Raw genomic sequence first — 11903 nt, forward strand, 5'->3', positions numbered from 1 at the left:
CCCTCGCCGACCCGCCTCGCCCAGCGCGAGGCCTACCTGGCCTGGGCCCCGGAGTGGATGACGCGCGTCGAGGCCGCGTTGGGCCACGCACTCGTCGGTACGCGATGAGCCAGTGGGGTGGCAATTCCGAACTGCCACCGCAGGACCGGAGACTGCCATGCATCGCAGGACCTTCCTCGGTCGCCTGACGGCCTCGGTGCCAGCGGCCATGCTGGCGCCTGGCGCCTTCGCGCAATCCCTCGCCGCCGAACACGTCGTCGTCTGGCGCAAGAGCGGACGCTACGGTGGCTGGCCGGCCAACCACGGCATGTGGGGCTGGGGCGACGAGCTGCTGGTGGGCTTCACCGCCGGCACGCTGAAGACGGGTGACCCGAACCGGCATCCGATCGACCGCGCCGCAGGCGAACAGCACGTGCTCGCCCGGTCGCTCGATGGCGGGCGGTCCTGGGCGGTCGAGACGCCAGCCGCGCTGCAGCCGCCGCCCAGACCAGAACGACGGGCGGTCACCGGCGAACCGCTCGTGCTGCCGACACCCTCGACGATCGACACCCCGCTCGACTTCACGGCGCCCGGGCTCGCCCTCACCTTCCGCGCGGCCCACGGCACCGCCGGCGCCTGGCTGTTCGTCAGTCGCGATCGCGGGCGGCAGTGGTCCGGGCCCTTCGCCATGCCCGCGCTCGACACGCGCGGCTTCGACCCGCGCACCGACTACCTCGTCGTCGATCGCCACACACTGCTCGTCGGCATGACCGCGTTCAAGGCCAATGGCAAGGAAGGCCGTCCGGTGATGCTGCGGACGCGCGACGGCGGGCGCACGTGGGAGCGCCTCGGCTGGATCGGACCTGAAACCGACGGCTTTCGCATCATGCCGGCGACGGTCTCGCTCGGTGGCCTGCGGCTGTTCACCGTGATCCGCCGTCGCGACGACCAGCAGCACCACCTCGAGGGCTATCGCAGTGACGACGGCGGCGAGTCATGGACGCTGACTGGTATCGCCGCGGCCGACACGGGCCGTGGCAACCCGGCCAGCCTCGTGCGCCTCGCCGATGGCCGGCTGTGCTGCGTCTACGGCTTCCGCGCCGCGCCCTTCGGCATGCGCGTGGTGATCAGCACCAACGATGGCGCGACATGGTCGGCGCCGCGCGCGCTGCGGACAGGCGCGGCCGACTGGGACCTGGGCTATCCGCGCACGGTCGCGCGCGCCGATGGTCGACTGGTGACGGCGTACTACTTCAACGATGCATCCGGCCCCGAGCGCTACATCGGCGCAACGCTATGGCATCCCGACGAGTGACCGCCGCCCCAATGAATAGACGCACCTTCCTCACGCACGCCACCCTCCTCGCGGCCTCCACCGAAGTCCTCGGGCAGTCGCAGGCACCGCAGCCATCCGCCGCGGCGCCGCAACCGCGCCCGTTGCCGCAACCGGCCAACGGCCTCGAGCACGTGGAGATCTGGCGACAGCCCGGGCACTATGGCGGCTGGCCCGCCAACCACGGCATGTGGATCTGGCGGAACGAGATTCTCGTCGGCTTCAGTGACGGACGCCTGAAGACGGGCGATCCCGAGCGCCACCCGGTCGACCGCTCGGTGCCCGAACGCCACCTGCTGGCGCGCAGTGGCAACGGTGGCAGGCACTGGGCGATCGAACTGCACGACGATCTGGTCCCGCCGCCCTGGCCCGGACACATGTCCGGCGTCCCGACCGAACCTGGTGGACGCATGCCCGTGGCCCTCACCGAGCCGCTCGACTTCACCGCGCCCGGCTTCGCGTTGAGCCTGCGCATGGCCGACAACCACACCGGGCCATCGTGGTTCTACGCGACGACGAGCCGCGGACGCGCGTGGAGCGGCCCCTTCACGTTGCCGGCGTTCGGCACGCCCGGCGTGACGGCGCGGAGCGACTACTTCGTGCTCGACGCGAAGCACCTGGTGGCCGTCGTCACTGCCGCCAAGCCGAACGGGCGCGAAGGCCGCCCGATGGCGATCGAGACGCGCGACGGCGGCCTGACCTGGCAGCAGCTCGGGTGGATCGGCCCGGAGACCGAGGGCTGGCGGATCATGCCGACCACGGTGCGCCTTGCCGACGGTCGCTTCTACAGCGTGGTGCGCACGCGCGCCGGCGATCGCCACAGCCTCGAGGCGTTCGTCTCCGCCGACGCCGGGCGCACGTGGTCGGCAGCCGGCACGCCGGTGGCCGACACGGGTCGCGGCAACCCGGGCGCCCTGCTCGCGCTTGCCGATGGCCGGCTGGCGCTCATGTATGGGGATCGCAAGAAGCCGTTCGGCATGTATGCGGTGCTGAGCGAGGATCAGGGCCGCACGTGGGCCCCACGCATCACGCTGCGCGACGACGCCGTCGACTGGGATCTCGGCTACGCGCGCGCCGTGCAGCGCCCCGACGGCATCGTCGTCACGGCCTACTACTTCAACGACGCCAAGGGCCCGGAGCGCTATATCGCCGCAACGCTGTGGAAACCGTAGAGCAATTCAGAATTCACAGTTCAGAATGAAGCGCGGGGCGGACGCCGGTGTTCGCTGCGCCCTGAATTCTGAATTGTGAACCTGGGCGAAGCCCGCCTGAATTCACAATGTGTCGCTGTCGGGCACCGATGAATCGGGCAGTCGACTGTCGCCGCCCTTCTTCGAGAACAGCGGCCACAGCAGCGTGAGCGCCGCCAGCACCAGGAACAACAGCGAGATCGGTCGCGTGACGAACGTGGCCATCGACCCTTCCGACAACGCGAGCGCGCGGCGCAGGTTCGACTCGGCCATCGGCCCGAGGATCAGCGCCAGCACGAGCGGCCCCATCGGGAAGCCCTGCTGCCGCAGCAGGAAGCCGAGCACGCCGCCGAGCAGCGCGGTCCACACGTCGCCGGTCGACTGGTTGAGCGCGTAGCTCCCGCCGAGCGCGACGGCGAGCACCGTGGCCCACAGGTACTGGTCACGAATCTTCAGGATCTTCGCGAGCACCTTCGCGCCAAGCAGGCCCCACACCAGCGTCACCAGCGACGCCATGAAGACGAGCGCGACGATGGTCGCGACGAGGTCGGGGCGGTTGCGGAACAGCAGTGGTCCTGGCTGCAGGCCGTGCATCAGCAGCGCGCCGATGAGCACGGCGGCCGCCGAATCCCCGGGAATGCCCAGGGCCAGCGTCGTGACGAGCGACCCGCCGATGCCCGCGTTGGCACCCGTCGTCGCGGCGATCAGCCCCTCGAGCGACCCCTTGCCGAACTTCTCCGGCGTCTTCGAGAAGCGCCGGCTCTGGTCCCACGCGAGAATCGCGCCGACGTCGGCGCCCGCGGCAGGCATGATGCCGATCCAGATCCCCATCAGCGAGCCGCGCAGCCCGTGCATCCACAGCGGCCGCGCCTCCTCGCGCGTCGGCAGCATGTTGGTGGTCTGCGTCGAGCCGTCGAGCTGCTGGCGCGGCGGGCTCACCATCTGCGTGAACACCTCGGCGATGCCGAACAGGCCGACCATCACCGGGATGAACGAGACGCCGTCGAGCAGTTCCGGCTGCCCGAACGTGAACCGCGGGTAGCCGGTGATCGAGTCCAGGCCGATGACCGCGAGCAGAAGGCCGATGATGCCGGTAGCGACGCCCTTCAGCATCGAACCGCCCGACACGCCGACGATCGTGCTGAGCCCGAACACGGCGACGGCGAAGTACTCCGCCGGACCGAACTGCAGGGCGAGGCGCGACAACGGCAACGCGGCGATCAGCAGCACGACGAGGCTGAGGAAGATGCCGAGGAACGCGCCGATGGCGTTCAAACCCAGCGCGAGACCGGCCCGCCCCTGGCGAGCCAGCGGATGCCCGTCCCACGTCATGGCGATCGACGCGGGTGTCCCGGGCGTGTTCAGCAGGATGGCGGGAACGCCACCGCTGAAGATGGCCGACACGAGCAGGCCGAGCAGCATCGCCATCGCCTGGTCCGGCTTGACCCAGAACGTGAACGGGGTGAGCACCGCCAGCCCCATGGTGGCCGTGAAGCCGGGGAGACTGCCGAACAGGACGCCGAGCGCCACGCCGATGAGCACGTACAGCCACGCATCGGGCGACAGCAGGGGCGCCAGCAGGAGCATCGGATCGCCGGGCATGGCTAGAAGCGGACTCCCAGCCCGCGCTCGAAGAGGAGTTGCAGCACCGTGGCCATCACCACGGCCGTGATGGCCGCGCCTCGCCAGGTCAGACCCGTGAGGCGGAGGAAGGCGAGCAGCACGAGGCCGGTGAGCACGCCGTGCCCGTTCGGCACGACGCGCCACAGCAACGCATAGACCGCAAGCAGGCCCATGGTGAGCGGCACCTCGCGCTGGTGACGAACCCAGGGCGGCGCGGCGGTGCCGGGGTGGCGGTGGATCATCAGCGACACGCTGAACAGCGCCACGGCGAGCACGCGCGGCACCAGCGCCGGGCCCGGTACCCCCTGCGTCCCTGCAGGCCACGACATCGTCGTCAGCGCGATTGCCGCGGCGATCACGGCGAGGACGTCGGCAACAAGGCGCGGACCGCTCATGCGGGCACGAACCCGAACTCGCGCACGAGGCGCGCGTACCGCGTCGCCTCGGCGTCGACGAAGACGCGGAAGTCGCGCGAGCCGAGCGGCTGCACGTCGAGGCCGGCCGTCTGGCAGTACTTGACGAACGGTGGTTGCGTGAAGGCCGCGAGGATGTCCTGCTCGAGTCGCGCCAGCGTCGCGGGCGCGACGCCCTTCGGCATCATGAAGCCGCCCCAGGCCTCGAAGATCAGGTCGAGACCCTCGCTGCGGAACGTGACCGCCTCGGGAAAGACCGGCGACGGCGTGTCGGCCATGATGCCGAGCAGGCGCACCGCCCCGCCGCGCACGAGCGCCTGCACTTCGGGTACGCCAGCCATCACGGCATCGACATGGCCGCCGAGCAGCGCCGTGGTCGCGGGCCCCGACCCGGGGAACGGCGCGAACACGAACGGGCGCCCGAGGTGACGCGCCAGCGCCAGCGTGCCGAGGTGCCAGACGCTGAGCGGACCCGCCGCGCCCATGGCGACGCGCGCCCCGCCGCGCACGGCCGTGACGAACTCGCGCAGCGTGCGATAGGGCGACGCCGCGGGCACGGCCAGCGCCGCGGGTGCGCGGTGATGGCGCGCGAGGAGATCGAAGTCGGTGGTCGCGAGGTCGACGTACTTCAGGTGCGGCACCACGGCGAGTTCCACCGGCGCGTAGCCGACGAGGTAGCCGTCGGGCGCGGCGTACTTGACCGCGGAGAAGGCCACTGCGCCCATCGCGCCGACGCGGTTCTCGCACAGCACCGGCACGCCGAGGCGTTCGTTCAACCCGCGCGACGTGAATCGCGCCACCGTGTCGGACATGCCGCCTGGCGCCGCATGCACGATGACGCGGAGCTCACGCGAGGGCCAGGGCCCTTCCTGCCGCGCACAGGCGGCTGCGGAGCCCGCGACTACCGCGAGCCCGGCCTGCAGGAACCGCCGACGGGGTGTGTCGACGTGAACGTCGACACCCACGAACTCCCGAGGTTCGTGGCCGTCGACCTTCAGGTCGACGGGAAGGACAGACGCCCCGATTCCCGATTCCCGATTCCCGATTCCCGGCGCGAGATCAGTACGCCGCACGAGGCCCACCCTTGGCGCGGCCGAGCGGGTCGAGCCACGCCTTCGCACCTTCGGCAAACAGGGTGAGGTCCGAGGCCGCGTGGAACAGCCGGAAGCCCTCCGACGCGAACCGCTGCACCGACTCGGGCGAGGCCACCGGCCGTCCGCAGTGCTTGCCGTGCCGATGCGCCGCGTCGCGCACGCGCTCGGCGGCCTTCAGCACGTCGGGATGCATCATGTTGCCGCGCAGCCCCATCGAGAACGACAGGTCGCTCGTGCCGACGAAGAGCACGTCGATGCCGTCGACCGCGGCGATCTCCTCACACCGCTCGACGCCCTCGGCCTGCTCGATGACCGCCACCACGAGCACCTGATCGTCGGCCGAGTCGAAGTACGACGGCACGGCAGGCCAGGTGCCCTCGGCCAGGCCCGATCCGGACCCGCGCACGCCCCGCGGCGGATACCGGCACGCCCGCGACGCCTGCTCGGCGGCCGCCGGCGTGCTCATGAAGGGGAACACCACGCCGTGCACGCCCTGATCGAGCACGCGCTTGGCCATCCACGTCTCGCCAGCCGGCACGCGCGCGATCGGCACGGCGGGCAGGCCGCGCGTCGCGAGGACGATGCCGCGCAGGGTCTCGAGCGTGATCGGACTGTGCTCCATCTCGATCCACAGGAAGTCGAAGCCGGCGCGCGCCGCCACGAGCGCCATGTCGAGGCTCGTGGCCGTGACAGGCATGCCCACCACGTACTCGCCGCGCGCCAGCCGCGCCTTCACGGGATTGACCCACCCCGCGCCCGTGCCCTCGTTCGTCGTCACTGCGTCGCCGTGTCCTTGATCAGCCACACTTCGGCCACCTGGTTGCCGCGGCCCGCGCCGCCGATGCCCTCGTTGATCCGCCACGTGAGCGTGAGGGCGCCGTCGGCCGTCGCGGCCTTCGGGATCGTGAACTCCACCGGTGCCACGGGCGAGGGCTTGGCCATCGCCGCGTGCACCTCGTGCGCGTCGTCTGCCGTCAGGCGGATGCGCACGCTCTGGCTGTAGATGTCGCCGGCGTAGACCACCCGCACCTTGTAGGTGGCCGTGGGGTCGAGCCCGGCGTACCGCATCTGCAGGGCGCCATCGTAGAACGCCTCGGCATGGCTCATCCACGACAACCGCCAGTTGGGCAGGGACCCGAACCCGGTGAGCCCGGAGAGATAGGGCCCCGGGTCCTGCCGGAAGTCCGGCGGTGCGACCAGGTGCGGCTGGACGCCAGGGGCGCCGAGATCGTCGTAGAACCCGCCGGGACCAGCATCGGTCCATCGCGCGAGGCGCTCGATCGCCTCGACGCGCTGGCGCTCGTTGGGCAGGGCGCGGATGGCGACGAACTGCTCCGAGAACCACACGCGGTCGTTGAGGGGCGCGTCGATCAGGTCGAGGTTGGCGCCGCGGCCGACGGCGATCGCCCGGTACTGCGGCACCGACAACTGCATCCGCACGCTCTGGTACAGGGCCTCGGCCAGTTGGAACACGCGGGTGCGCAGGTCGGCGGCCACCGGCTGCGCCGCCGACTGGGCGAGCACGCGCTCGGCCTCGGCCATGGCGGCCATCGACCCGAGACCGGCGACAGTGGCGAGCACGCTCGTGGCCTGCGCCTGCGCGGCCTGCTCCTGCACGAGCCGGCGCCGCACGTAGGCGTCGTAGTAGGCGCGATAGAGCCCCTGCTGGAAGCGCCAGTTCAGGAGGTCGCGCGGCGACGCCGCCCGCTCCATGGCCTGGAACTGCGCGAGCGTCCGCTCGACGCCGACGTTGGCCGCGAGCGGGCCACGCCAGTTCTCCTCGAGGCCGATGATCGCCTCCGACAGCGGCTCGGCATACGCGGGGCCGACGAAGTAGCGCGCGTACTGCCGCACGATCTCGCGCACGTCGGCCTTCGGGTTCCAGCCGAGGGCGCTCCACACGATCTTGTTCAGGTCGTCGTTGCAGCCCTCGGAATACGTGATGAAGTCGGGCGACACCGATAGCCAGCGCTGGAAGGCGGCGGCCTGGTCGAACGGTCGCGGGTTGATCGGCTCGCGGTCGAGCGTGCGCGCATAGGCCACGTCCCAGAGCGGCACCGGGTACTCGGCGCGGATGGTGTGCGTGATGTCGGGATAGCGGCGGAGCCGGTACTGTGCGGGGATCCGCTTGCGGACGGTGGCGAGCGTGTCGCGATTCTGCGGGCCGATGACGATGCCGGTGAGCCAGGCGGGTTGCTTCGCCATGAGCCCGTAGAACGTCTCCATCCATTGGGCCGTGAAGCCCTGCGGCGACATCCACATGGTCATCTTCGGGTGGAAGGCCCTGATGCTCGCCGTCTGCCGCTCGAGCAGGCGGAACATCACCGACGGCTCCGTGTGGCCGGGGTCACCGCCGGGCACGAAGATGGCGTCGAGCCGCGGTAGTTGCTTCAGCACGCCCGCCCATTCGGCGAGCGCGCGCGTGACGTCGGCCTCGGTGGTGTACGACTCGTCGAGCGCCGGATACCACACCCACACGTCGAGGCCGTACCTGTCGGCGATGCGCGACATCTCGACCATCATCTCGATCTGCGGGCGCGGGAAGTGCGGGCTGTCGGCGGCGTCGTCCGATCGCGGAGGGATGAGCTCGATCGCGTTGGTGCCGAAGATGGCGAGGTCGCGGATGTACTGATCCCACTGACGCTCGTCCCACGCGTCGTACGAGTTGGTCTTCGGCCGGTAGCCCAGTTGGTGACCGCGCATCGCGACCACGGGCGTCTCGGTGACGTCGAGCGCGGCCGGCAGCACGACGCGGTCGCGATGGATCTCGAGCGCGCGCAACAGGCGGCCGACGCCGAACAACACGCCGCGATCATCGGTGCCAGCCACCACGATGCTGCCCGGCACCGTGCTGATCCGATAGCCCTCCGCGCCAGGCGCCTGTCCGCCGAGGCGATTGGCGAGCGGCCCGCGTCGCAGCGACGCCAGCCGCCCCACGTGAACGGTCGCACCGCTGGCCGCGCGGTCGGCGATGGTCCAGCGCACGAGGGACCGCTTCTGCACCTCCTCGAGGAGCACCGTCGCGGCCATGCGCTCACGCGGCGTCGCGTCGGCCGTGATGACGATGGTGGCGGTGCTGAGGTCGAGCGGTTGGGCAGGCGCCTGTGCGGACACGGGAGCCGACAGCAGGCCCAGCCATCCGAGGAGGGCCAGGGTCGAGCGGACGGGCGCAGACATGTTCAAGGCCTCCGGGAGGGGGAGTGCGGCGGCGTCATTTTGAAAGTCGTTCCATTTTCTACACCAGCTGTTTTATAAATGCCACTCACAACGGCGGGAACGGGTAGCGGGTAGCGGGTCACGGGTAGCGGGGGCACCTCGCTCGAGCCGGCGACTCGGGTAGCCTGTGGCCCGACGCCTGTCGCCTGTGCTGCCCTGTCTGTCCGCCATGCCCACACTGACGCCTGAACAACTGGCTGCCCTGGCGGCCATCGACAGCCCCACGGTCGCCAACGCCATCGAGCGCTTCATGGTGCGCCGCCGCGTCGACGGCTATGCCGACCGCGACCTCCGCTGCGCGTTCCCGCACTATGGCTCGATGCTGGGGTACGCGGTGACCTGCACGGCCGACAGCACGACCGAGGGGCGGCCTGACGGTGCGGGCCTGATCGGCCTGTGGGCCGCGCTGGAAGCGGCGCCGAAGCCCGCCGTGCTGGTGATCAAGGACGTTGGCCCCGACCCGCGCAAGGGCTGCCACATGGGCGAGATCATGGCCACGACCGCCAGGGTCCTCGGCGCGGTCGGTTGCGTGTCGGATGCGGGCCTGCGCGACGTCAAGGAGGTGGAGGCCCTTGGCGGCTTCCAGTACTTCTGCCCGGGCTTCGTCGTCTCGCACGGGCAGCCGGTGATCCTCGACGTGAACGTGCCCGTGGAGATTCACGGTCTGCCGATCGCCCCCGGGACCCTGCTCCACGGGGACGTCAACGGCCTGCTGGAGATCCCGCTGTCGATTGCCGCCGATGTCGCGGCCGCGTGCGACGCCGTGCGGGCCGAGGAGCGGGCCCTGCTCGACCTGATCCGGACACCGGGGTTCTCCGTCGAGAAGCTCCGCCAGTGGAAGCTCACACACTGACGGGCACGGAAGCGCAGGGTCGGCAGTCGGGAGTCGGCAGTCGGCAGTGGGTGAGTCGACGCCAGGCGCGGTCAGGCGCGCGTCATCGCCGCGCTGGTGGCGGTGGCGGCTTCACGAACGGCGGCGATGATCTGCTTCTGCATCGCCTTGTCGCGGAGGCGCATCTTGGGCAGCGACAGACTCAGCGCGGCCAGCACGACGCCGTCGGGCCCGGTGATGGGCGCGCCGAAGCAGCAGCCTTCGAGGACGCTCTCCTCGGTATCGGTCGAGAAGCCATCCTTGCGGACCCGCTCGTACTCCTGCTTGAGGGCGACCTCGTCGGTGATCGTGTGCTCGGTGAACCGATGCGTGCCGTAGCTGCGCCGCAGGCGCTCCACGACGTCGTCCGGCAGGTGCGCGGTGATGGCCTTGCCGAGCGAACTCGCGTGGGGCGGCAGGATGCGTCCCACGGTGTTCGCCATGCGAATCAGCTGTGGGCTGTCCAGCGTGGCCACCACCTCGATGCGGTTGTCGAAGTGCATGGCGAGGGTGATCGTCTCGCCGAACTCGCGGCTGAGGGTGCGCATGTGCGGCAGGGCGGCGCCGACCAGGTCGCTCACGCGCATGCCATCGCCCCACACACGCAGGTCGGCAGACAGCGCGTAGGCGCCTTCGGCCGACCGCTCGACGTACCCGGAGACTTCGAGCGTGTGCAGGAGTCGGAAGGCCGAACTCTTGGCCAGCCCGACGCGCCCGGCGATGTCGGCCAGTCCGAGGGGTCCGTCCGCCTTGCGCAGCACGGCCAGGATCTCGAGGGCGCGGCCGATCACCTTGGAGTAGTACTTGTCGTCGCGGGCGCGCGTCGTCGCCTTGCGTGTCGCGACCGTGGGGCGGGAGCTGCGGCTCGGCATCCGGGTTCCGTCATTGTAGCGCCCACGTCACTGCCCCCTGGACGCCGGACGCCCGGCGTTCGACCTTGGCCCCGTGGCTCACGTCCCGCGTCGGGGCCGGCGAGCCCTCCACCACGATGCGAGACTGCCTGATGCGTCCCTTTGCCCTAGCCGCCCTGTTGATCGCCGCTGTTGCCGCTCCCCTCCTGGCGCAGGCCCCCGCGGCGCCCGTCGTGCGCCGCGTGTTCGGCCCGGAGACCGCGACCGGCCCGTACAAGCACCCGGCGTGCCTCACCGAGCTGTCCAACGGCGACCTGTACCTCGTGTACTACGGGGGTGAGGGCGAGTACGCGCGCGACACCACCGTGTTCGGCGCCCGGCTGAAGGCCGGCACGACCACGTGGAGCACGCCGGTGCCGGTGGCCCACGACCCGTTCCGGTCGGTCGGCAACGGCGTCATCTGGCAGGCGCCGGACGGCCTCGTGTGGCTGTTCTACGTGGTGCGCTATGGCGACACCTGGGGCACGTCGCGCATCCAGGCGAAGGTCTCACGCGATCTCGCCGTCACGTGGTCGGACGCGTTCCCGGTCGCCCTGGAGCCCGGGATGATGGTGCGCAACCGCCCCCTCGTGCTCGCCGACGGCACCTACCTGCTGCCGGTGTACTTCGAGGATGGCGAGGACACCGAGCAGGTGGGCCCGAAGAGCACCTCGCGGTTCCTGCGCTTCGACCCGAAGGCCAAGGCGCCCGCCTGGGAGGCGCTCGGCGAGATCCGCTCGGCGCGCGGCAACATCCAGCCGGCCGTCGTCGAGGTCTCGCCGGGCCACCTGATCGCCTACTCCCGCCGGGGCGGCGGCTACGGCCCGACGAAGGACGGGTGGCTGGTGCGGGCCGAATCGCGCGATGGCGGACGGACCTGGACCGAGGGGCGCGACTCCGCCTTCCCGAACCCGAACTCGGCCGTCGACTTCCTGAAGCTGTCGTCGGGCGCGCTGCTGCTCGTCTACAACGACCACATGTGGGAGCGGACGCCGCTCATGCTCGCGCTGTCGGACGACAAGGACGGCACGTGGCCGCTCAAGCGGGCATTGGCCACCGGAAAGAACAGCTTCGCGTACCCCGTCGCCTTTCAGGCCCGCGACGGCCGCATCCACGTGGTCTACACGTCGGACGGCCGCAAGGTGATCAACCACGCAGTGGTGACCGAGGCCTGGATCAGGGGGAAGTAGCCGACAGGCCACGGGCGACGGGCTGCAGGCGACCTGATCAGGCCGCCTCTGGCCCGCAGCCTGTACGCCGTCCTCGGCCCTTGGGCCTTGACCTTTGGCCTTCG

The 11903-nt window shown here is 70.7% G+C and carries 10 protein-coding genes; 4 read left to right on the top strand and 6 right to left on the bottom strand.

Going from position 1 to position 11903, the window contains the following annotated elements:
- The first annotated feature begins 157 nt into the window (after window positions 1–157).
- Together ACIRDX_RS08930 and ACIRDX_RS08935 are read left to right on the top strand one after the other, a co-directional pair.
- Window positions 158–1294, top strand: a complete 1137-nt coding sequence (locus ACIRDX_RS08930; protein ID WP_396625067.1) for a sialidase family protein — start codon at window positions 158–160, stop codon at window positions 1292–1294.
- A gap of 11 nt (window positions 1295–1305) precedes the next feature.
- The gene (locus tag ACIRDX_RS08935) at window positions 1306–2484 is read left to right on the top strand and encodes a sialidase family protein (RefSeq protein ID WP_396625068.1); all 1179 of its coding nucleotides are present in this window, start codon (window positions 1306–1308) and stop codon (window positions 2482–2484) included.
- Window positions 2485–2586: 102 nt separating this feature from the next.
- Here ACIRDX_RS08935 and ACIRDX_RS08940 read toward each other — a convergent pair whose 3' ends face one another.
- From ACIRDX_RS08940 to ACIRDX_RS08960, 5 genes are all read right to left on the bottom strand, one after another.
- Window positions 2587–4104 carry a tripartite tricarboxylate transporter permease gene (locus ACIRDX_RS08940; RefSeq protein WP_396625069.1) on the bottom strand — a complete coding sequence of 506 codons (1518 nt, stop codon included), beginning with the start codon at window positions 4102–4104 and terminating at the stop codon, window positions 2587–2589.
- A 2-nt stretch (window positions 4105–4106) separates the two neighbouring features.
- A complete protein-coding gene (locus ACIRDX_RS08945; protein WP_396625070.1) occupies window positions 4107–4520 on the bottom strand; it encodes a tripartite tricarboxylate transporter TctB family protein in 414 nt (137 codons plus the stop codon).
- Window positions 4517–5503, bottom strand: a complete 987-nt coding sequence (locus ACIRDX_RS08950; protein WP_396625071.1) for a Bug family tripartite tricarboxylate transporter substrate binding protein — start codon at window positions 5501–5503, stop codon at window positions 4517–4519. Before ACIRDX_RS08950 ends, ACIRDX_RS08945 begins: the two co-directional genes overlap by 4 nt.
- A gap of 94 nt (window positions 5504–5597) precedes the next feature.
- Window positions 5598–6410, bottom strand: a complete 813-nt coding sequence (locus ACIRDX_RS08955; RefSeq protein ID WP_396625072.1) for an HpcH/HpaI aldolase/citrate lyase family protein — start codon at window positions 6408–6410, stop codon at window positions 5598–5600.
- Complete coding sequence (locus tag ACIRDX_RS08960) at window positions 6407–8809, bottom strand: glycoside hydrolase family 20 zincin-like fold domain-containing protein (protein WP_396625073.1); 2403 nt, start codon at window positions 8807–8809, stop codon at window positions 6407–6409. The genes ACIRDX_RS08955 and ACIRDX_RS08960 overlap by 4 nt, the downstream gene beginning before the upstream one ends.
- 208 nt (window positions 8810–9017) lie before the next feature.
- Between ACIRDX_RS08960 and ACIRDX_RS08965 the strand changes: the two genes are divergently transcribed.
- A complete protein-coding gene (locus ACIRDX_RS08965; protein WP_396625074.1) occupies window positions 9018–9701 on the top strand; it encodes an RraA family protein in 684 nt (227 codons plus the stop codon).
- 71 nt (window positions 9702–9772) lie between these two features.
- Here ACIRDX_RS08965 and ACIRDX_RS08970 read toward each other — a convergent pair whose 3' ends face one another.
- Window positions 9773–10591: an IclR family transcriptional regulator gene (locus tag ACIRDX_RS08970; protein ID WP_396625075.1), complete on the bottom strand. Its 819-nt coding sequence runs from the start codon at window positions 10589–10591 to the stop codon at window positions 9773–9775.
- Between the two features lie 131 nt (window positions 10592–10722).
- Between ACIRDX_RS08970 and ACIRDX_RS08975 the strand changes: the two genes are divergently transcribed.
- Complete coding sequence (locus ACIRDX_RS08975) at window positions 10723–11799, top strand: exo-alpha-sialidase (RefSeq protein ID WP_396625076.1); 1077 nt, start codon at window positions 10723–10725, stop codon at window positions 11797–11799.
- Window positions 11800–11903 lie beyond the last annotated feature (104 nt).

Source organism: Luteitalea sp. (assembly GCF_044337415.1).
Lineage (GTDB): Bacteria > Acidobacteriota > Vicinamibacteria > Vicinamibacterales > Vicinamibacteraceae > Luteitalea.